23 protein-coding genes are annotated in these 19,963 nt (G+C 70.2%); 12 read left to right on the top strand and 11 right to left on the bottom strand.

Translation table 11 applies throughout. The annotated features are described in order from the left end of the window. The first annotated feature begins 158 nt into the window (after positions 1 to 158). The 4 genes from HHX30_RS15585 (at position 159) to HHX30_RS15570 (ending at position 3,320) form a co-directional block, all read left to right on the top strand. Positions 159 to 554 carry a DUF3224 domain-containing protein gene (locus tag HHX30_RS15585; protein WP_169982654.1) on the top strand — a complete coding sequence of 132 codons (396 nt, stop codon included), beginning with the start codon at positions 159 to 161 and terminating at the stop codon, positions 552 to 554. 29 nt (positions 555 to 583) lie between these two features. Beyond that, positions 584 to 1,540, top strand: a complete 957-nt coding sequence (locus HHX30_RS15580; protein WP_169982653.1) for a diacylglycerol kinase family protein — start codon at positions 584 to 586, stop codon at positions 1,538 to 1,540. A gap of 368 nt (positions 1,541 to 1,908) precedes the next feature. Continuing rightward, positions 1,909 to 2,715 carry a metalloregulator ArsR/SmtB family transcription factor gene (locus tag HHX30_RS15575; protein WP_311922440.1) on the top strand — a complete coding sequence of 269 codons (807 nt, stop codon included), beginning with the start codon at positions 1,909 to 1,911 and terminating at the stop codon, positions 2,713 to 2,715. Between the two features lie 47 nt (positions 2,716 to 2,762). After that, entirely contained in the window at positions 2,763 to 3,320 is a 558-nt protein-coding gene (locus HHX30_RS15570; RefSeq protein ID WP_211592057.1) for a hypothetical protein, read from the top strand. An 871-nt stretch (positions 3,321 to 4,191) separates the two neighbouring features. Here the strand turns inward: HHX30_RS15570 and HHX30_RS15565 are convergent. Beyond that, positions 4,192 to 5,028: a sugar nucleotide-binding protein gene (locus tag HHX30_RS15565; RefSeq protein ID WP_169982652.1), complete on the bottom strand. Its 837-nt coding sequence runs from the start codon at positions 5,026 to 5,028 to the stop codon at positions 4,192 to 4,194. Between the two features lie 138 nt (positions 5,029 to 5,166). Here HHX30_RS15565 and HHX30_RS15560 point away from each other — a divergent pair, with 138 nt between their 5' ends. Further along, complete coding sequence (locus HHX30_RS15560) at positions 5,167 to 5,934, top strand: group II truncated hemoglobin (protein ID WP_169982651.1); 768 nt, start codon at positions 5,167 to 5,169, stop codon at positions 5,932 to 5,934. Here HHX30_RS15560 and HHX30_RS15555 read toward each other — a convergent pair. Next, a complete protein-coding gene (locus HHX30_RS15555; protein WP_169982650.1) occupies positions 5,916 to 6,449 on the bottom strand; it encodes an ATP-binding protein in 534 nt (177 codons plus the stop codon). The genes HHX30_RS15560 and HHX30_RS15555 overlap by 19 nt on opposite strands. A gap of 86 nt (positions 6,450 to 6,535) precedes the next feature. On the opposite strand from HHX30_RS15555, the gene HHX30_RS15550 reads away from it, so the two are divergent. Together HHX30_RS15550 and HHX30_RS15545 are read left to right on the top strand one after the other, a co-directional pair. Further along, positions 6,536 to 7,096: an HIT family protein gene (locus tag HHX30_RS15550; protein ID WP_169982649.1), complete on the top strand. Its 561-nt coding sequence runs from the start codon at positions 6,536 to 6,538 to the stop codon at positions 7,094 to 7,096. Positions 7,097 to 7,105: 9 nt separating this feature from the next. Beyond that, a complete protein-coding gene (locus HHX30_RS15545; RefSeq protein ID WP_169982648.1) occupies positions 7,106 to 7,936 on the top strand; it encodes a phosphotransferase enzyme family protein in 831 nt (276 codons plus the stop codon). On the opposite strand, the gene HHX30_RS15540 is transcribed toward HHX30_RS15545, so the two are convergent. After that, positions 7,846 to 8,463, bottom strand: a complete 618-nt coding sequence (locus HHX30_RS15540; protein ID WP_169982647.1) for a transcriptional regulator — start codon at positions 8,461 to 8,463, stop codon at positions 7,846 to 7,848. The genes HHX30_RS15545 and HHX30_RS15540 overlap by 91 nt on opposite strands. A gap of 120 nt (positions 8,464 to 8,583) precedes the next feature. On the opposite strand from HHX30_RS15540, the gene HHX30_RS15535 reads away from it, so the two are divergent. Continuing rightward, the gene (locus tag HHX30_RS15535; protein ID WP_310742251.1) at positions 8,584 to 9,534 is read left to right on the top strand and encodes a DUF2218 domain-containing protein; all 951 of its coding nucleotides are present in this window, start codon (positions 8,584 to 8,586) and stop codon (positions 9,532 to 9,534) included. A gap of 145 nt (positions 9,535 to 9,679) precedes the next feature. Here the strand turns inward: HHX30_RS15535 and HHX30_RS15530 are convergent, their stop codons facing one another. Next, positions 9,680 to 10,990, bottom strand: a complete 1,311-nt coding sequence (locus tag HHX30_RS15530; protein WP_169982646.1) for an FAD-binding oxidoreductase — start codon at positions 10,988 to 10,990, stop codon at positions 9,680 to 9,682. Between the two features lie 53 nt (positions 10,991 to 11,043). Further along, the gene (locus tag HHX30_RS15525; RefSeq protein ID WP_169982645.1) at positions 11,044 to 11,553 is read right to left on the bottom strand and encodes a cupin domain-containing protein; all 510 of its coding nucleotides are present in this window, start codon (positions 11,551 to 11,553) and stop codon (positions 11,044 to 11,046) included. A gap of 177 nt (positions 11,554 to 11,730) precedes the next feature. On the opposite strand from HHX30_RS15525, the gene HHX30_RS15520 reads away from it, so the two are divergent. The 3 genes from HHX30_RS15520 to HHX30_RS15510 all read left to right on the top strand — a co-directional run bounded on the left by HHX30_RS15520 (position 11,731) and on the right by HHX30_RS15510 (position 14,323). Further along, complete coding sequence (locus HHX30_RS15520) at positions 11,731 to 12,582, top strand: DUF5937 family protein (protein ID WP_211592056.1); 852 nt, start codon at positions 11,731 to 11,733, stop codon at positions 12,580 to 12,582. A gap of 93 nt (positions 12,583 to 12,675) precedes the next feature. Next, a complete protein-coding gene (locus HHX30_RS40645; RefSeq protein ID WP_211592055.1) occupies positions 12,676 to 13,143 on the top strand; it encodes a ribosomal protein L7/L12 in 468 nt (155 codons plus the stop codon). A gap of 52 nt (positions 13,144 to 13,195) precedes the next feature. Beyond that, positions 13,196 to 14,323, top strand: a complete 1,128-nt coding sequence (locus tag HHX30_RS15510; protein ID WP_169982643.1) for a tyrosine-type recombinase/integrase — start codon at positions 13,196 to 13,198, stop codon at positions 14,321 to 14,323. 7 nt (positions 14,324 to 14,330) lie between these two features. Here the strand turns inward: HHX30_RS15510 and HHX30_RS42700 are convergent, their stop codons facing one another. From HHX30_RS42700 to HHX30_RS15495, 4 genes are all read right to left on the bottom strand, one after another. Beyond that, positions 14,331 to 14,465, bottom strand: coding sequence for a hypothetical protein (locus HHX30_RS42700; RefSeq protein WP_259401403.1), 135 nt, complete (start codon positions 14,463 to 14,465; stop codon positions 14,331 to 14,333). Beyond that, positions 14,462 to 15,319, bottom strand: a complete 858-nt coding sequence (locus HHX30_RS15505) for a GyrI-like domain-containing protein (RefSeq protein ID WP_311922435.1) — start codon at positions 15,317 to 15,319, stop codon at positions 14,462 to 14,464. Before HHX30_RS15505 ends, HHX30_RS42700 begins: the two co-directional genes overlap by 4 nt. A 110-nt stretch (positions 15,320 to 15,429) precedes the next feature. Beyond that, positions 15,430 to 16,293 carry a polysaccharide lyase family 1 protein gene (locus HHX30_RS15500; protein WP_169982642.1) on the bottom strand — a complete coding sequence of 288 codons (864 nt, stop codon included), beginning with the start codon at positions 16,291 to 16,293 and terminating at the stop codon, positions 15,430 to 15,432. A gap of 154 nt (positions 16,294 to 16,447) precedes the next feature. Further along, the gene (locus HHX30_RS15495) at positions 16,448 to 17,902 is read right to left on the bottom strand and encodes a pectinesterase family protein (RefSeq protein WP_169982641.1); all 1,455 of its coding nucleotides are present in this window, start codon (positions 17,900 to 17,902) and stop codon (positions 16,448 to 16,450) included. 244 nt (positions 17,903 to 18,146) lie between these two features. On the opposite strand from HHX30_RS15495, the gene HHX30_RS15490 reads away from it, so the two are divergent. Then, on the top strand, positions 18,147 to 18,905 hold the full coding sequence (locus tag HHX30_RS15490) for a MerR family transcriptional regulator (protein ID WP_169982640.1): 759 nt from the start codon (positions 18,147 to 18,149) through the stop codon (positions 18,903 to 18,905). A 98-nt stretch (positions 18,906 to 19,003) separates the two neighbouring features. On the opposite strand, the gene HHX30_RS15485 is transcribed toward HHX30_RS15490, so the two are convergent. Both HHX30_RS15485 and HHX30_RS15480 read right to left on the bottom strand, forming a co-directional pair. Further along, on the bottom strand, positions 19,004 to 19,450 hold the full coding sequence (locus HHX30_RS15485; protein ID WP_169982639.1) for an SRPBCC domain-containing protein: 447 nt from the start codon (positions 19,448 to 19,450) through the stop codon (positions 19,004 to 19,006). Continuing rightward, positions 19,447 to 19,884 carry a metalloregulator ArsR/SmtB family transcription factor gene (locus tag HHX30_RS15480; RefSeq protein ID WP_311922434.1) on the bottom strand — a complete coding sequence of 146 codons (438 nt, stop codon included), beginning with the start codon at positions 19,882 to 19,884 and terminating at the stop codon, positions 19,447 to 19,449. Before HHX30_RS15480 ends, HHX30_RS15485 begins: the two co-directional genes overlap by 4 nt. Positions 19,885 to 19,963 lie beyond the last annotated feature (79 nt).

Raw genomic sequence — 19,963 nt, 5'->3', positions numbered from 1 at the left:
GCGGCCGGTCGGGGAAAACCCATGCCTCCGATCATCTGTCATGAACGGCTGAAAAGTGGCCGGCTTAACGGCATTCGCCGAGATTTCTCCTTCCCCTCACCCGCAAGTCACCGCCATACCTGACGGAAGATGACAGGAACACGCGGCACGCTGGACACATGCACGGACACGCGACCGGAACGTTCGACATCACCGGCTGGACCGAACTGGCGACCGAGGAGAAAGAAGGCGCCACCTTCGGCCGCAACCACATCGCCAAAACCTTCCAGGGCGACCTCCTGGGCACCAGCACCACCGAAATCCTCACCGTCGTCACCCCCGGCGGCCCCGCCGCCTACGTCGGCGTCGAACACTTCGAAGGCACCCTCCACGGACGCAAGGGCACCTTCGTACTCCAGCACAGCGCGGCCAGCCACAACGGCGAACAGTGGCTGAAGTGGCAGATCGTCCCCACCAGCGGCACCGGCGAACTGGCCGGACTCACCGGCGAGGGCACGATCCGCGTGGAGGACGGCCACCACTACCTCCTCGACTACACCCTGCCCGACGCCTAACCCGCCCCCATCCGGGTAGCCGGCAGTCCATGGTGAAATCCGCTGACCGGCGGTCCACGGACAAGCCCGCCACCGCCGCTACCGCCACCCCCCGCACCAAGACGCCCCGCGTCGCCGTCATCGCACACCGCAAGAAAACCATCGGTGGCGGCCTCGACGAGCTCCGCAAGCTCATCGCCGGCTACGACGTCGACGACCTGCTCTGGTACGAGGTCCCCAAGAGCAAGAAGGCCCCCAAGAAGGTCCGCCAGGCCCTCAAGGACGGCGCGGACCTGTTCTTCCTCTGGGGCGGCGACGGCACCGTGCAACGCTGCGTCGACGCCCTCGCCGGAAGCGACGCCACCGTCGCCGTCATCCCCGCGGGGACCGCCAACCTGCTCGCCCGCAACCTCGGCATCCCCGAGGACCTGCCCGAGGCCGTACGCATCGGCTTCGAAGGGCGCCGCGCCAAGATGGACCTCGGCAAGATCAACGGCGAGCACTTCGCGGTCATGGCCGGCGTCGGGTTCGACGCCGAAATGATCGCCGACGCCGACCGCGGCCTCAAGGACCGCCTCGGCCGCTTCGCCTACATCTGGACCGGGCTGCGCCACGTCGGCGGCGCCGTGACCCCCATGAAAATCAAGATCGACGGCAACGACTGGTTCGAAGGCGACGCGAGCTGCGTCCTGGTCGGCAACGTCGGCACCGTCACCGGCGGCATCGACGTCTTCGAAGACGCCCGATTCGACGACGGCTGGCTCGAAGTCGGCGTCTCCACCGCCGAAGGCCCCATCCAATGGGCCCGCGCCCTCGGCCGGATGAGCGCCGGAGACGCCGAGAAGTCCCCCTTCGTCCGCATCACCCGCGCCAGGAAGGTAACGGTCAAACTCCGCACCCCCATGGCGTACGAACTGGACGGGGGAGCCCGCGACCGGGTCGATCGCATCACGGTCAAAGTCGCGCCCCAGGCCATCACGGTCTGCCTGCCCGAAACCCCCGCCTGACCACCGGGAGCCGGAGCGGTTCTTCCGCCTGGACGAGAACGCCGAGTACGGGCCCCGCTCGCAACGGCGGATGAGCACGCGTACGGCCACCGGGACCAGAGCTGCGGGAGTGTTCCCGGCGGCGCGGGTCTGGTTGTCGTCCGAGACGCGCTGCACACGTACGCGCGAACTCGAATGTAGCCGTGCGACTCGCAGAAACGACCGGTTCGCGAGGCTGAGTGGAGTGCCGCCCGGCACGGCATGCGCCAGCGGCCCCCTCCCACATCCCGACGTACGGCCGCCTTGCATCCTCGCACCGAAGAGGTGCGGCATGCCGCGTGAACAGCGGCATTGACAATGGGCAGGCGAATGCCTGCATAATCTCGGATGTGAAGTCCGAAGCGACACAGATGGACGTGGTCTTCAAGGCACTGGCCGACTCCACCCGGCGGCTCCTGCTCGACCGCCTGCGCGAGCACAACGGTCAGACGCTGCGCGAGCTGTGCGAGCGCCTGGACATGGCGCGCCAGTCGGCGACCCAGCACCTCGACATCCTCGAGCGGGCCAACCTCGTCACCGTCGTACGGCGCGGACGGGAACGACTTCACTACCTCAACCCCGTGCCGATCCACGAGATCGAGCAGCGCTGGATAGCGGGGTTCGACAGGCCCCGGCTGAACGCGATCAGTGCCATCAAGGAACAAGCAGAGGAGTACGCCATGAGCGACGAACCCACGTCCGTGCCGACCTACGTCTACGTCACCTACATCCGGGCGAGCGCGGAGCAGGTGTGGCACGCCCTGACGGACGCGGACCTGACGGCGCGCTACTGGGGACACGCCAACGTCTCGGACTGGCAGCCGGGCTCGACCTGGGAGCACCGGCGCGTCGACGGATCAGGCGTCGTCGACGTCGCCGGCCGGGTGATCGAGGCCGAACCTCCGACGCGACTGGTCATCACCTTCGAGGACGCCCTCGACGCCGAGCCGAGGCAACCGTCGGTCGTCACTTTCCTCGTCGAACCGCACCAGGACATCGTCCGTCTCAGCGTGACCCACGAGAACCTCGCCAACGAGGACATGCGCGACGCGGTTTCGCACGGATGGCCGGCCGCGCTGGCGAACCTCAAGTCGCTGATCGAGACGGGCGACGTCCTCCCGCAGGCGCCATGGGAGATGTCGCCCGCGCAGGCCTGAGACGGCACTCCCACGCACGACTTCGAACAGCGAAGAAAGAGGACGACATGGTGGACAGCGCTCCGCTCCGCGAGGCCTATCGCACACTGCTGGACGCCGCCGCGGTGGCCGACGGCGGGGGAGCGAGCCTCGTCCCGCCTCCCGGCGAGTGGAACGCCGACCAGATTCTGGCGCACGTCTCCATCGTCAACGCCGTCACCATCACCGCCGCCTCCTCGGTCGCCGCGGGAGCGAGCGCGGCGTACGACAACCGCATGGCGCTCGACACCTGGACCATCGAACGCGTCATCGTGCGCGCCGGCGGCAACGCCGGGCTTCGGGACCGCATCCGCCTCCAGGGGGAGGCCCTGTGCGCACTCGGCGGGCCGATGCTGAGCGAGGCCGAGCTCGACACACTCGTGCCCGCTCTGCTCCTGTCCAAGGGCATGGTCCTGGTCGATCAGCCCGTGGCGTTGCGCGACCTCATCACCGGCCTCGCCGAAGAGGAACTTCCCGGTCATACGCGGCAACTCCTGGCCCTGCTGCCGGACGGCCACAGGGAGGTCGCGCTCGTGGGCACGAACGGCGGACACAGCGGGGGAGAGGGCAGTGGTCACCGTCCGTGACCGTCTCTCACAGAGCTCGGCGGCGGGCACCGCGGCTCGCGCAGAAACGGCTTCTCGCGCGATCCGGCTCTGGGACAGGTGCGCCCGGCGCATCGAATCTCCGCAGGGGCGGACGTGAGCATTGCGGCTCTCGCCGTGGTCTGCGGGCGAACCACGAGGATGCCTCGGACCGCGCGACACCAGTCCGTCCACGGCAAGGAGAGCGGCCGCTGGGCCCGCACTCGGTTCCGGTGTCGTCGGCGTCACGCCAGCCCGGTCCGTTCGCTTCGATTTTGGCAGCATGAGCACCCTGCCCGGGCGACGGCGGGAACCCTCCGGAGGAGGGCCTTCAGTCGCTACTTGACATAATGTTCATTATCGAGCAACGCCGGAAGGGGTGCACAGGGCCGGGAAGGCGGGGCAATCCGGCCAGCTGAGACTCCTGGAGGCCATGAGCCGTTCCTCCTCGTCAGGCAGCCTTCTTGCGGTCGTCGGTCAGGTCCGTCGGGGTCCTCGGACTCGACGACAGGCGCGCCGACGTGGTGGCCACGGCCGCGCCGTGTACGCGGCGCCGGCCGGACGGGTTTCCGTGTTTACCGGGCCACACAGGCTTCGAGGGTCCGGCAGGCCGTCAGGGCCCGCCGGACCCGGGCGGCCTGCCACTCGCCCGCGTCGCATCCCGCCACACCCGACGCGCGGACGAGGTCGGACCGCGATCGCGCCATCACCGCGCCGCCGAGCACCTGCTCCCTGAAGTGAATGCCGACCCGCTGCGATGCTCTCGCCTATCGGACATAAACACCCGCTCGATCTCATACCGGACAGAAGGTGAATTCTGTTTGGTATAGACAAAGAAGTCTCTGTCCACTCGAATGATCTCGCTGCGGGACATTTACCTCCCGACTCCCCTTCGCGCCAGAAACTGCCGCGCGCCGCGTAGCGTGGTCCGAAGTCGCCGCCGGGTCATGTCACACTCCAGACGCACATCAAGCGGTCCCGGTATGTCGGTGTCCGCTCGCCGGCCTGGCGGCAAAGCGCTTTCGTCGAGGCCGTCACGCCGGGCGATGAGCACTCCCAGTTCGTATCGGCTCACCGCGTCGGGTCCCGCGACGTGGTGGATTCCGTGATGCTCGGACGCGGCGAGTTCAAGGAGCGCGGCGGCGAGATCGGTGACGTGCACGGGACACCGCACGTCGTCGGTGAACAGCACTCCCCTCGCCCCGCCTCCGGCCAGTGAACGCACCAGCGCCTCGTGGGGAGAGTCACCGTCACCGATGATCAGGGACGTCCGGGCTATGACCGCGGAGGGCGCGATCGCGTCCACTGCCGTCTCGGCGGCGGCTTTGGCCGCGCCGTACGGGGTGATCGGGTCGGGGACACAGGTCTCGTCATAGCGGATCGCGGCGCCCGAGAAGACCGCGTCGCTGGACACATGCACCAGACGCCCGCCTACCGCGGAGGCGGCGAGGGCCACGTTCGCCGCTCCGGCCGCTGTGGTCGTCCAGTCGGCCTGCCGGTAGGCGGCGTTGACGACCACCTCCGGCCGGGATGCGCGGACCAGTGCGTCGACGTCCCCTCGCCGGCGTACGTCGAGTGGCATCCACTCGACACCCGGGGCCTCCCCTGGGCGGGTGAGGTAGGTCGCGATCACCTCATGGCCGGCCGCCGAACACCGGCGAGCCAGTTCCCCGCCGAGAAAACCACTGCCGCCGACGATGAGAACTCTCATGGCCGACCACCATAGGCACTCCGCGACCACGATGGCGGGCGAAATTCACGCCTACGCCCCAGCGACAGGGATACATTGATTACACTATTACAAGATCTTCCTCATCCCTGATACCGCGGCCTTTGGGGCGATGCGCACATGATCGTGGAGTACATCCGTTACCGGATCGACCGGCAGGACGCCGAGGAGTTCGAAGCCGCCTACGAACGCGCCGCGGTGCCCTTGACGGCCGCGCCCCAGTGTGTGGACTACGAACTGTCCCGCTGTGTCGAAGAGCCCGAGTGGTACGTCCTGCGCATCACCTGGACCTCCGCCGAGGACCACCTGCGGGGTTTCCGGGGTGGTGAGCACTTCAGGGCGTTCTTCGCCGAGATCAAGCCGTACGTCCGGCAGATCGAGGAGATGCGGCACTACGAACGCACGTCTGTGCGCGGCACCGGCTCCTCGGTCCCGAGCCTGTACGACTGGGCGGGCGGCGCCGAGGCGTTCGAGCGGCTCACCGAGACGTTCTACGAGCAGGTGCTCAAGGACGATCTGATCGGTCCTCTCTTCGCCCACATGGATCCGGGCCACCCCAAGTACGTCGCCATGTGGCTGGCGGAGGTCTTCGGCGGCCCGTCCCGCTACACCGACGAACGGGGCGGCTACCACCACATGCTCCTCCAGCATCTCGGCAAGGCCATCACCGAACCGCAGCGCCGCCGCTGGGTCAGTCTTCTGATGGACGCCGCCGACGTGGTCGGGCTGCCCGCCGATCCCGAGTTCCGCGCCGCCTTCGCGGGCTACATCGAGTGGGGCACCCGACTCGCCTTCGCCAACTCCCAGCCCGGGGCCCGTCCCCCGCAGCAGGCTCCCGTCCCCCGCTGGGGCTGGGGGGTGGCCCCGCCCTACATTCCCGCGTCGTGACCTGGTCCCGTGCCCGCCGCGCGTGGGTCGTCCTCCTCGCGTACGGTGAAGCCGCCCCGGCCGTCGAAGGTCACCGTGTGGACCGCGTCGAAGCCGTCCGACAGGCGGGGGCGGCGGAGGCGTTCCGCCGTGGCGAGGACGCCGACCTCGGGCACCCGCGCGCGGCCGGTTCGCCTGGCGTTGCGGTCCAGGGACGCGGTGAGATCGGGAGGGAACCAGTAGGCGACGACGCGGGCGCCGTGCTCCTTGGCCGTCACGATGAGCGGGCCCCACTCCTCGGGAGCGGGGTTGGTGTTGTCCACGGCCACGTCGTGCCCCTCCCCCAATGCCTCGGCGATCACTCGGAGCTGGCGTCGCTGCCGATGGCGGGCGTTGGGCCAGTTGTCCTTGCTGACATGGGCGTGCGTCGCCGCCAGGCACTGCCGGTAGAAGGTGGACTTTCCCGATGCCTGCAGCCCGACGAGCACGGCGACCTCCCGGCCTGTAACGGCTGCGGATCGCACGTCGGGGGTCATACCTCATTCTCCCCCGGTGTTCTCCCGCCGCCGATCCCCCGCGCCCGCGGACGATGTTCGCCGCGCTCGTTACGTACGATCACGGCATGGCGGAGCGTGATCGGCACGACCGTGAGGGGGACGGTCCGGAGGGGCCGTTCCCCTTCGTGAAGGAGAAGTTCGACGTCGCCGGGTATGTCCGGCGCACCAGGGGCGGCCGGTGTTTCGTCTGCGCGGTGGTGGCGGGCGACCCGGCGTACGACCTCGAACAGGTGGTGTTCGAAGACGATCAGCACATCGCGTTCCTCGACCGTCATCCCACGCTGCCGGGGAAGGTGCTGGTGGCGCCGAAGGCCCACATCGAGCATGTCGTCCGCGACCTGGACGAGGAGGCGTACGTGCGGCTGATGCGGACGGTGCGCCGGATCACGCTGGCGGTCGAGGCCGTCGTCTCCTCCGAGCGTACGTATCTGCTGTCGCTGGGCAGCAAGCAGGGCAACGCGCACCTGCACTGGCACATCGCGCCGCTACCGCCGGGGACACCGTATGAGCGGCAGCAGTTCCACGCCCTGATGACCGAGAACGGGGTGATCCCCTGGTCACTCCGGCAGGCGGCCGAGCTGGCGGTGAGGCTGCGCGCGGCGCTGGCCGGTCCGGCCGGAGGGTGATTTCCGGAGATGGACGAGGAGGAGCTGACCGGGGGCGGTGTCAACCGTGTCGTCCGGGTGGGCGGCACGGTGCGCCGGCCCGCGCGCCGGTGGACGCCGGCGGTGCACGCGCTGCTGGACCATCTGGCGGCGGCCGGGTTCGGCGGGGCGCCGAGAGCGTACGGGTGTGACGGCGAGGGCCGGGAGGTGCTGGACTTCGTCCCGGGTGAGGTGCCGGGCTATCCGCTGCCGGCGTACGCGATGACGGATGAGGCGCTGGCGGGTGTGGGGGCGTTGCTGCGGGACTACCACGACGCGACGGCGGGCTTCGGGTCCGCGGAGGCCGCCGAGTGGTACTTCCCTCCGCGCGTTCCGGCCGAGGTGATCTGCCATGGTGACGTGGCGCCGTACAACTGCGTCTTCCGGGAGGGGCGGCCGGTGGCGTTCATCGACTTCGACACGGCGCATCCGGGGCCGCGGGTGTGGGATGTGGCGTATGCCGCCTATCGGTTCGTGCCGTTGCACGATCCCGGCCGTGACGAGAGCGCTCCCGGTGTGGAGGAGCAGGCGTGGAGGTTGCGGGTGTTCGCCGACGCCTACGGGCTCGGGGCGGAGGACCGGGATGCGCTGGTGGAGACCGCGCGGGCGCGGCTGGAGCACCTGGTCGCCCACATGCGCGCGGAGGCGGGGGCGGGTCACGAGGCGTTCGCCGCCCATGTCGCGGAGGGGCATGATCTGCTGTATCTCACCGACAGTGCGCACATGGCGCGTCATGAGGCGCTGTTCCTGGCGGCACTGTTCCTGGCGGCACTGTCGCCGGAGGAGCCGGACGGCGGCAGGGCGGGGATGTCGGCGGGGTAGAGCGAGAGCAGCAGTCCGTACGGCTCGCCTCCGGTGAACGGTGTCCGGCCGGGAGGGGGCAGGAGGTCGCGGAGCCGGGCGATGAGGGCGTGGGCCTCGTGCTGGGTGAGCCAGAGGTGGTTGAGCAGGGTGTGCTCGGCCTGGCCGGGGCGTGCGGGACGCATCTCGGCGAGGGCGGCCCTGACGAGGAAGTCGGGGCCGGCCACCGCCTCCGGGTGCAGCCGGAAGGCCCGGCTGACGAGGGCGAGGGTCTGTTCGGTGCCGCCGCGTACGTGCCGGGTGGCCGCGAGGCGGACGATGCCCGCTTCGCGCAGGACGCGGACGTGGTAGCCGACGGTGCCTTTGGCGGCGTTCAGTGCCGTGGCCAACTCCCCCAGTGTCGCGGGGCGCTGGCGGAGCAGGTTGACGATGCGGTGACGGACGGGGTGGCCGAGAGCCTTGAACTGGGCGGGGGTACGTAGCTCCAGTGTGTCGGGGTCGTGCGGAGGTGTGGAGGGGTGCTCCCCCGTCGTCGTCTCGTCGTTCACGGGGGAAAGTGTCGAGGATCGTCGACGCTTTGACGAACGGGCCGGCGGGCCAGCAGAATCGCCGGGCCGGAAGCGTCGATCTTTCTCGACGCTTGATGTGCCGAATCTGGAGGAAAGCCGATGCCTCATTCGACGGCGTACGTCATGACCGATCGGCCCGACCGCTACATCGGGCAGCTGGTGTCGCACCCGGGTCACGATGCGGAGGCCGTGCTCGGCGGCGACGGCCGGGCCGTGATCGACCTGCGGTCCGGGCGGTGCGTGCTGCGGCCGTGCGCGGGCGGGTTCGAGATGATCGCGACGGCCGCCGACGAGGAGGCGCTGGCCGGGGTGCGGGACGTCGTGACCGGTCGCCTGCTGCGGTTCGGGGCCGGTGAGGAACTCGTGGTCGACTGGTCGCCCCCGCTCGCGGGCGACGCGGTGTGGGACCTGTCCCCTGTCGTGGACGACTACCTGCTCACGCATTGCTCCCCCGCCGACGAGGTGCTGCGGGACCTGGTCGTCAGGACGCGGGAGGAGACGGGCGGCGCGGCCGGCATGCAGATCTCGCACGACGAGGGCGCCCTGCTGACGATGCTGGCGCGGATGTCGGGCGCCCGCCTGGCGGTGGAAGTGGGGGTGTTCACCGGCTACTCCTCGATCTGCATCGCCAGGGGGCTGCCACCGGGTGGGCGGCTGCTGGCGTGCGATGTGAGCACGGAGTGGACGTCGATCGCCAGGAACTACTGGGAGCGTGCGGGCGTGGCCGACCGCATCGACCTGCGGATCGCGCCGGCGCTGGAGACGCTGCGCGCGCTTCCGGCCGAGCCGGTCGTCGGTTTCGCCTTCATCGACGCCGACAAGGAGAGCTATCCGGACTACTACGAGGAGGTGGTCACGCGGCTGAGCCCGGGCGGCCTCGTCGTGGTCGACAACGTGTTCCAGGGTGGGCGGGTGTTCGACCCGGCCTTCCAGGGGGACGCGCAGCTGGCCGTGCGCCGCCTGAACGAGACGATCGCACGTGACGAGCGGGTCGAGTCGGTGATGCTGCCGGTGCGCGACGGCGTCACCATCGCCAGGCGGGTGGGCTGATGCCCGGGTCCAAGCCGAGATACGGGTGAAACCGGCCTTGACTTGAGTCGATGTGCGAGTCCCTCCGGTGTGGGTGTGCCCTTCACAGTGCTCGCAGCGATCTGTCAGGCGGCTGCGGGGGAACCGTGACCTGCTGGGAACCGATCTATCCGAGCACCGGGTAGTTCGCGCGGAACACGTTGTGCGGGTCACGGGCCCGTTTGATCTCCCGCAGCCGCGCGAGCACGCTGCCGGAGAAGGACTTCGCCGCCGTTTCACCGGGCGACAGCACGGTGTACGGCTTTCGGCCGCTGATGTAGGCCTCCAGGTCGGCCACGACCTCGGCCTGCTTGGCGCGCGTCGCATCGGCCGTGTGCGGCAGGCCGAGACCCAGCAGGCCGAGCAGGTACGGCTCAGTCACCGCGCCGCTCGCACCGGCCCCGTCGCCCGGCTCGGCGAGCGCCCCGCCCAGGTGCCTGATCTGCACGTTGATGAGTGGTTCGACCGGTTTGGCGAGCAGGAGCTCCACCGCGTCCGCGTCCAGGCCGGTGAGCAGCTCCGCACGAGCGATCGATGGGGCCGGATCGGTGGGCTCGGCGGTGATGTCACCCAGGTCGGCGACCGGGACGACGCCGCGGCTGTCGGAGATCGCGCCCTCGATCTTGCCGATGCGCGCCAGCAGGTCCTCCCCGCGAGCAGCCTCGCCCAGGTAGGTCAGATCCAGCGTGACCATCGGCGGCGCGCCGGGTGGCTGGAACCGGTTGATCCAGACGCTGAGTTCACGCGGCGCCTCGGCGGTGATCTCCAGGAACGCGTCGTACACTTCCCTGGTCCGGTGCTCCGGCCAGATCACGCGCCCGCCGTACAGGACGGGCACGGGATACAGCTCGAGTTCGAGGGCGGTCACCACCGCGAAGTCCCCGCCACCGCCGCGCAGCGCCCAGAACAGCTCGGGATCGGACTCGGCGGTCACCCGGCCCGGCTCGCCATCGGCGTCCACGATGTCGATGGCCCGCACGCTGTCGGAGGCGAAGCCGTGCTTGCGGCTGAACCAGCCGACCCCACCGCCCAGGGTGTAGCCGGTCACGCTGACCCCCGGTGCGCTGCCGGACAGGCCGGTCAGACCCAGCGGACCGGCCGCCGCCAGCACCTGCCCCCACTTCACGCCCGCGCCCACCCGGACCACGCGCTCCTCCGCGCGTACCTCCACCTCGTCCAGCAGGCCGGTGCGCAACAGGATCAGGCCTTCCACATCACCCGAGGCGCCATGCCCGCTCGGCTGCGCGGTCACCGTCATACCCGCCCGCCGCGCGTAACGTACGAGGGCCGCCACGTCATCGGCATCCGCGGCGTCCGCCACGGCCGCCACCGGTTGCCTGACGGTCAGATTCCACGCGGTGGCCGCCTGTTCGAAGCCGTCATCACCGGCCAGGAGCACGCGCCCTTTGAGGACACCGCGCAGATCGTTGATCGTCATCGTCGTCTCCTTTTTCGAGTTCTCGGAAAATGCGAAGGCACACCCGTGCCGCACTACGGCAAGGACGGCGGCTGGTGCGGGGGTGGCGGGACGCGTTCGTGGTCGTCGACGAAATGGTTGTCGTGGGCTTGGTGGAGTCGGCTCAGGTCCCGCTCGTTCACAGTGGCGAGCTCCGCGAAGTACTCCTCCCGGGGTACGCCCGGCGAGAGCGCCATGAGGAGGGTGGCAGGTTCGGCGCGCTTCTTCCGGAGCGCGTGGACGTCGCCCACCGCGGCATGCGCGGTGTCGCCGGGCCGCAGTGTCCGCCAGGCCCGCCCGTCGAAGTAGTCGACTTCACCTTCTTCGACGATGAAGGTCTCGCTGAAGGTCGTGTGGAAGTGCGGTGCGGGTCCCCGGCTGGAGGGCGACATGCGCCACCGGTAGACGCTCACGATCCCGCTGGTCTCCTCCGGGCCGGCGAGGACTTCGATGGTCGATCCGCCGGCGCCCAGCCGGATCGTCCGCGTCTTTCGGGCTTGCTCGGGTTGCGTGCAGAACCAGTCCGTCTGCTTGGTCTCGGTCATGGCCCGAGTCTCGGGGCTTCGCCGCTTCGCTCGCGCTCATTTCGGCGGTGGCCTAACAATAGGGAGGTGATCCGCTACCGATTGGGCGCTGGTGCTGCGAGCGTGCGATGGGCGATGTCGCCGATCCACGAAGTGGTCAGTCTTGCCCGGCTCCTGACCGAACCGCAGCGTCACCCGATGTTCCACCAGTGGCTTCGCCGTCGCCGCCACCGCCTTTCGGGCCTGGATCTGAGCGCGCTCACGGTCTTCATGGCCGATGGAGCGTATCGGCCCGACTTCCTTGACCCGTCGCCGATGTCCAGTGAGCCGACCTTCGACGAAGGCATGGATGCCCTCCTCTCCACCCCGACGGACCAGGTCCACGCCGAGCTGGTCGACGCCGGTGTCGGGCGTGGGGCAGAAGTAGGCCGCCGACTGCTCGATGACCCCGACCGGGCCAGGTTGGAGGCCGCCGATGCGGTGCGCCGCCTCTGGAAGGCGGCCATGGAACCGGAGTGGCCGTCCATGCGGCAGGCGCTGCGTGCCGAGATGCTGGACCGGGCCATCCAGGTCAACCGAGAGGGGCTGCGCACGGTCCTCCCGCGCCTGCACCACTCCGCGGCGTGCGAGGGCGACACCATCACCGTCGCGTCGACCGTCGACATCGACGTCGACTGTCCCGAGGGACTCATTCTCGTTCCGTCGCTGTTCATCACCGACCGGGTGCAGTGCACCACCTCAGATCACTGGGCTCCGGTGATCTACTACCCGGCCTCCGGGCGGTACCTCTGGGCGGCACCCCCCACGCCGAGATCCCTTGACCGGCTACTGGGAGCGACTCGATCGAGGATCCTGGCCGCGCTCACCACTCCGTTGCAGACGACCGTTGTGGCCAGGCTGGTGGGCGTCACCGCCCCGACGGCGAGCGAACACCTGGCGATCCTGCGGGACGCCGGGTTGATCGACAGCAGCCGGGCCGGTCGTACGGCCACGCACGAGCTCACCAAGGCTGGACGCGCTCTCCTGGACGCGGCCTCGCCGCGACCATGACCGGTCTGCGAATGGCCGGTCCTATCCCGTATCTCGGCTGAAGCCGATGCCGAAAGGCTGACTGTCCCGTGGGGCAGGGCTTACGATCACCACATGTTCGGCTTGGGCACGGTCGAGGTGTTGATCCTCGCCATCATCGTGATCGCGCTGCTCGCTGTGGGATTCGCGGCCGTGCGGGCCGGTGCCCGTCCCGCCGGGCCGCTGGCCTGGCGCAGCCCCGGGCTTCTGCCGCCGGTCTCGGCCGACCTGCAGCACCGGGTGCGGGACCTGTACGCCGAGGGCAAGAAGATCGAGGCGATCAAGCTGATCCGCGAGCAGACCGGGCTGGGGCTGAAGGAGGCCAAGGACCTGGCCGAGGCCCTGGCCTCCGGGCGGCCGCTGCCGGTGGCGCCGGGGCACGCGCGGCCGGATCTGGCGTCGCGGGTGCGGGAGCTGAAGGCAGCTGGGCGCGGCGAGCAGGCGGTGTTCCTGGTGCGCGGCGAGACGGGGATGGGCCAGGCGGAGGCCGAGCTGTTCGTCGAGGCGATCGACGTCGCCGACCCGGGGGGCGGCGGGGCGTAGGAGACCGCCGCCGCGGCGTTCGCTGTCGGTGCGTGTCGGTACGGTGTCGATCATGCTGCCCGCACAGGTGAACAGGCTGACCGTGCAGGAGGCCGCGGACCGCTATGTGGAGCTGGTCCGGGCCAAGACGGTGACGGGTGGGTTGTCGCCCGCCACGGCCGAGGTGTACGCGCGGGACGTGGCCACGTTCGTACGGCTGGCCGGGCCGGACCGGGTGCTGGACGACCTGACCGGCGAGGACGTGGACGCGGTGCTGCTGGCCTTCGCGCGCAAGCCGGACGAGCGCAGGAAGGGCGACGTCAAGGGCAAGGACACGGGGAAAGGCACGGCGAAAGGCCCGGGGACGAGCACCGGGACTAGCACAGGGCAGAGCGCCGCGTCGCAGGCGAGGTTCCGCCGGTCGGTGTCGGCGCTGTTCCGGCACGCGGCGGCGGCGGGGTGGGTGCATCTGGACCCGATGGCGGCCTCATCGGTGCGGGCGCGGGAGCGGGGCGGGCTGCGGCCGGAGCGCCGGGCGCTGACGCGGGAGCAGGCCGAGGGCCTGATCGAGGCGGCCGGCTCCCCCGCCGCGCCGCCCGCGGAGGCGGCGGGCCCGGCGGCGCGGCGCCGCCGGCGGGCCGACCAGCGGACGGAGGTGCGTGACGCGCTGGTGGTGCTGCTGCTGACCACGCTGGGACCGCGGGTGTCGGAGCTGGTGCGGGCCAACGTGGAGGACTTCTACACCAACGACGGGCTGCGTTACTGGCGGATCTTCGGCAAGGGCGGGCGGACCCGCGACGTTCCGCTGCCCGACGCGGTGGCGGGGGCGCTCGACGCGTACCTGGCGGTGCGGGCGGGCGGCGACGGCGAGAAGGCGCTGCTGCTGTCGTGGCGGGGCAGGCGGCTGGCGCGGGGTGATGTGCAGGCGGTCATCGACCGGGTGCAGCGGCAGGTGGATCCCGGGCGGCGGCGGGCGGTGACGCCGCACGGGCTGCGGCACACGACGGCTACGCATCTGCTGGCGGACGGCACGGACATGGACGCGGTGCGGCGGGTGCTGGGGCACAGCGATCTGTCGACGCTCGGCCGCTACCGGGACGACCTGCCCGGGGAGCTCGAGGTGGCGATGGGGTCGCATCCGCTGCTGCGCCGCCGGCGTGGCCAGGCCGGGCGGGACGGCCAGGCCGGGCCGGACGCGTAGCGGGTGTTCAGGCGGCGCGTACGGGCCGGCGCACGGTGGTGCGCATGGCCGCCGGGCCGGTCTCGGCGCCGGTGAGGTGGATCTCGTGGGGCAGGCCCGCGTGGGCGAGTTCGGGGATGTGGGCGGTGGTGTGCCGGTTCATCGTTCGCCCTCCAGCCGGATCATCAGGTGGGTGACCAGCCGCTCGGGCGGGGTGGTCGCGGGGTCGGAGACGTAGACCTCACGGAGGGGGCCGGTGGGGGTGTGCCCGCGTTCGGCGCACCAGGTGAGCAGGGCGTGGGCGGTGAGCGGGACATGGTCGTAGGGGCCGACGTGGGTGGCGGTGGCGAACACGCCGCCGGGCAGGATGTCGGGCTGGGCGCCGGGCACGTCCGGCAGGTCCGGCCCGGTGAGGGCGACGGCGACCGGGACGGCCTCGCCGTAGTCGAGGGGGAACAACCCGACGAGCGCGGGCGCGGCGGTCATGGGGACGGCCATGAGACGGGCGACGCAGGCGGAGGTGGCGCGGCCGATGTCCTCGGGGGTCGCGGCCAGGTCGCGGACGACGATCGCGGGCCGCGGGGGTTCGGTGACGACGGCGGCCTCGGCGGTGGGCAGGCCGGTGGCGAGGACGCGTTCGAGGGTTGTGAGGGCGCGCCTGCGGCGGGCGAGCTCGGCCTCCAGGTCCTCTTTGACCTTGGCGAGCGCGGCGGCCACGGCGGCTGCTCCCCCGGTGCCGTCTCCCCTGGCGTCCTGGCCGCCGTCCGTGCCGCCGTCCTGGCCGTCGTCCGTTCCGGCGGCCAGGACGGCCGCGACGACGGGCAGGGGGACGTCGAGGGAGCGCAGCAGTCCGATGACGAGCGCGTCGCGGGCCTGGGCGGTGCGGTAGTAGCGGTAGCCGCTCGCGGGGTCGATCCAGGCGGGTTCGAGCAGGCCGAGTGTCGCGTAGTGGCGCAGTTGCTTGACGCTGAGCCGGGTGAGGCGGGCGAACTGCCCGATCGACAGGAGGTCGTTCACGTGCTCAAGGATGGTCCCTCCCTCTGTGGGAGAGTCCAGCGCTCCCCCGGCCGGCCGGCGAGTCGCCGGGCCGGCCGCCGGAGGTGTCGCGGCCTCCGGCGGCCGGGTGCTCACAGGCCGATGTTCGCCTGGGGGCCGGCGTAGGTCTTCACGAGGGAGGGGACGTCCGCGGCGGGATCGAGCGTGTAGGAGTAGAACGAGCTCGGGGTGAAGGCCGAGCCGCCGCTCTCCTGCTGTCCGCTGCAGTTGACGACGATGCTGCCGCTCTGCTTCAGCTGCGCCGCGTCGTCCTTGTAGTAGGGGTCCTTGACGTTGTCGAAGTAGCTGTTTTCCAGCACCATCTTGGTCGCGCCCCGGGCGTAGTCGCCGTACGAGCCGATGTTCTGCAGGTAGTTGTTGTAGAGGTGGGCGTAGGCGACGTTGTCGGTGCTGGGGTTGCGCTGGTTGTTGTCGTGGATCCAGTTGTGGTGGATCGTGATGCGCGCGGTGACGTTGTCGGTCCAGCCGATGCCGAAGGCCTTGTTGTTGTCCGACAGGACGTTCCAGGACACGGTCAGGTAGGAGGTGTCCTTGCGGCTGTCGATGAGGCCGTCGTTCATGCGGGTGATCGTGTTGTGGTCGATCCAGACGTGGTGGGCGCTGTCCATCTGGATGCCGTCGTAGTCGTACAGCTTGTCGTCGGGGTCGTCGTCGGCCATCCGGGTGTCGCGGATGGTGAGATTGCGGAAGATCACGTTGTGCACGCCGGAGCCGAGGAAGAAGCCGCCGTTGACGATGTGGCCCTTGGTGCCGACGCCGACGATGGTCTTGTTCGAGGCGACCTTGAGCTCCGTGCCGTACGGGGTGGCGGTGATCGTGCCGTTCACCCTGATCGTGTAGGGCTCGCTCGCGGTGGCGTACTTCACGAGGTCGGCGTAGGTGGTGACGGTGACCGTGGCGCCGGCGGCGCCGCCGGTGGTGGTGCTGTCGCCCATGCCGCTGGTGGAGGCGAAGCCGTCGGCCCTGTCCGGCCAGGTACGCCCGCCGCCTTCGCGGGCGCCGCGTGCAACGCCACCGCGGCCAGCGGCAGCGCCGCCACGGCGGCGGCCCGGGGTGTGGTGACACGCATGTCTGTTCCTCGGGGGGTGGTCAGCCGGCCGGGTTCCAGCCGTCGGATCCGGCCAGGTACTTCTGCGGGGTGTAGTTCGCGGCCTGGGAGTCGCTCAGCTGCGGCCGGTTGGCGTTCACCCCGGCACCGGCGCCGGTGTTCCTGTATTCGAGGAAGCGGGCGTTCTTCCAGGAGTTGCCGGACATGTCGGTCCAGGGCTGCGAGGTCTTCATCGTTGAGCTGAGGGTGGACTCGCGGTAGAGCACCTGGGCGTTGGGTCCCCAGGGCCGGCCCAGCTGGGTGGTGTTGTTCGTCGCCCCGGTGATGCGCGATTTGTAGATGAGGAAGCCGTAGGTCTTGGCGGCGTCGGTCCGCGCGGCGGTGATGGGCCCGCCGGTGCTGCGTTTCTCGTAGATGTCGCAGTCGTTGATCACGATGGTGCCGTCGCCGAAGATGAAGTCGACGGTGCCCTCGACGTAGGAGCGGGTCATGTAGGCGCGGGCGGACGCGTTGACCAGGAACGTGTCCTGGTCGCCGAGCAGCCGTACGTTGGACAGGACCGCCCGGTCGGCGTTGAGGTTGAGCGCGACGGCCTGCTGGCCGGTGCTGCTGGTGTTCTCGTCGAAGTCGTTGGAGACCGTCAGGTTGGTGAGTGCGGTGTCGTGGCCGTTGACGAACGCGGTGGCGCTGTTGAAGGTGCCGTAGGTGCCGGCGGAGTGGTTGTTGACGATCACGACGTCCTGGGCCGACCCGCCGAGGCCCTGCAGGGTGACGTACGGCTTGTTGGCCGGGATCGTGACGATCTCCCGGTAGGTGCCGGGCTTGATGGTGATGACGACGCGGCTGCCGTTGTTCGCCGGCACCGCGTCGATCGCGGCCTGGACGGTGCGGTACCTGCCCGTGCCGTCGGCGGCCACGGTGGCCGTGCCCTGCGTGCCGGCGGGGGTGAACAGCCATTGTTTGTTGGTGTTGGCGGTGCAGGTTTCCTGGATGACGGCGGCGCCGGATGAGGTGGAGGCGCCCTTGTCGCTGAGGCACAGCCCGCTGGCGACGCTGACGATCTGGTAGGTGCCCGACCCGGAGGCCACCAGCCGCCACTGCTGGTTGGTCTGGCCGTCGGCGCAGCCCCACTGCTGGATCTGCACCCCGGAGGTGGTCGAGCCGCCCGGGACGTCGACGCACATGCCGCTGTTAACGTTCACAATGGTGAAAACGCCGGACCCGGCGGATTTGAGGGTGAACTGCTGCCAGGCGGCGCCGGAGCAGCCCCACTGCTGCAGCAGCGCGCCATTGCTCTTGGAGCCGGACACGACGTCCAGGCACATGCCGCTCTTGGTGACGCTGATCTGGTAAGTCCCGCCGGCCGCGGGGACCGCCGCCTTCGCGGGCGCCGCGTGCAACGCCACCGCGGCCAGCGGCAGCGCCGCCACGGCGGCGGCCCGGCGTGCCGCACGCCGCAGGATCGGAGGACTTGTGGTGGGGGGTGTGAGATGCATCTGCGCTCCTTCGGGACGCGCGCACGGGACGGAGAGGGCTCTCGCGCCGTACGGCCACCGCCCGGCACGATAGCCCCCGCACCGTAGAATCAAATTCGGGAATATGTCAATTGTCCAAACTAAATCCCTCTGTTGGCGCTGCTCAAGCAAGGTGAGCTGGGCCGAAAGTTTCATCGCGCGTGATCCGCTTGACCCTCACGCCGCGTGAGGCCCCAGGCTCGAAGTCCGGAAGGGAGGAGGACCCGTGGGCTACTCGGTCGGCCAGGTCGCCCGCTTCGCCGGGGTGACCGTGCGGACGCTGCACCACTACGACGAGATCGGGCTGCTGACGCCCAGCGAGCGGTCGGCGGCCGGATACCGGCGCTACACCGAGCCGGATCTCGACCGGCTGCAGCAGGTGCTGTTCTACCGGGAGCTCGGGTTCTCCCTGGAGGAGATCGCCGTCGTCCTCGACGATCCGGGCGCCGATCCGCTGACCCACCTGCGCCGCCAGCACGAGCTGCTGCGGCGCAGGATCGGACGGCTGGAGGAGATGGCGGCGGCGGTCCAGCGCGCGATGGAGGCGAGGAAGATGGGCATTTCCCTCACGCCCGAGGAGCGGTTCGAGGTGTTCGGCGATTTCGACCCCGACCGGTACGCCGAGGAGGTCGAGGAACGCTGGGGTGGCACCGACGCCTTCGAGCAGAGCCGCCGCCGCACGGCCCGCTACACCAAGGACGACTGGCGGGCCATCGCGGCGGAGGCCGGCGAGGTGCTGGAGGCGTTCGCCGCGGCCTTCGCCGAGGGGGTCCCGGCGGACGGCGAACGGGCGATGGACGTGGCCGAGCGGCACCGGGCACACATCACCCGCTGGTTCTACGACTGCACGTACGAGATCCACAAGGGTCTCGGGGAGATGTACGTGGCCGACCCGCGCTTCGCGGCCAACTACGAGCGGGTCGCCGAAGGGCTGAGCGGCTACGTACGCGACGCCGTCCACGCGAACGCGGCGCGGCACGCCTGACCCGCGGAAAGGCCGTCGGCTCGGACGAGACGGCCTTCAGCTGAGGATCGGTACAGATCCTGGCAGTGAATCGTCGCCGATCGAGCCCCGGCCGGGTGTCACAGCACGGCGGCGAGCGAACCGGTCATCAAGCGGCGCCATCCGCCGTCCATGATGGTGCGGGCCCTGCGCTGCAACTCGTTGCCGGGGTCGAAGCCCTCGTGGGTGAGGAACAGGCGGGTGCCCCGGCCTTCGGGTTCGAGCGTCCAGGTGATGGTCCAGTCGGCGCCGGCCCGGCTGTCGGGGTCGGCGTCGCGCCAGCCCAGCCGGAGCATGCGCCCGGGCTCGAAGGCCAGCACCTCGGCCTGCACGGTGCCGCTGAACCCGGTGCCGGGCATGGCGGTTCCGCGCATCGTGTAGCGGTGGCCCACGCTCAGGCGGAAGTCCCCCGGCATGAACCACCGGGCGAGCAGCTCGGGGTCGGTCAGGGCCTGCCACACGCGGGTGGGCGGGTGCGCCAGGTACTCGTCGAGGTGCAGCACGGTGGGGTCGTCGGCGTCGGTCATGGCCTCTCCTCCGGATGGGCGCGGGTGCCGGTGTCATCGGCGGTGTCGTTGGCGGTGTCATTGGCGGTGTCGTTGGCGGTGTCGTTGGCGGTGTCGTCGAGCAGGTGACGCAGGGTGGACAGCCTGTCGCGCCAGAACCGCTCGTAGGGGTCCAGCCAGTCGCGGACGTGGGCGAGCGGGACGGGCTCCAGGCGGTAGAGCCGGCGCCTGCCGTCCCTGCGTTCGCTGACCAGGCCCGCCTCGCGCAGCACCCGCAGGTGCTCGGAGAAGCTGGGCCTGGCCATGGCGAAGCGCGAGGCGAGGTCCTGCACGGACTGGGGGCCGTCCTCGCGCAGCAGGCGCAGGACCTCGCGCCGCACGGGGCTGGCGAGCGCGGCGAAGACGCTGTCTTCCGTCGGTGACGGCCGCCGTACGGCGGTGGGGGTGACGTCCACGACCCCATAATAGGTAGGAAATATCCTACCTGTCATCTCCCGATGCCTTCACAGTCAGGAAACGCAACGGAAACACGGC

This window comes from Microbispora sp. H10836, assembly GCF_012999525.1.
In the GTDB taxonomy this organism is placed as follows: domain Bacteria; phylum Actinomycetota; class Actinomycetes; order Streptosporangiales; family Streptosporangiaceae; genus Microbispora.
Note: the sequence above shows the minus strand (reverse complement) of the source record. Positions and strands in the feature narration are given on the sequence as shown.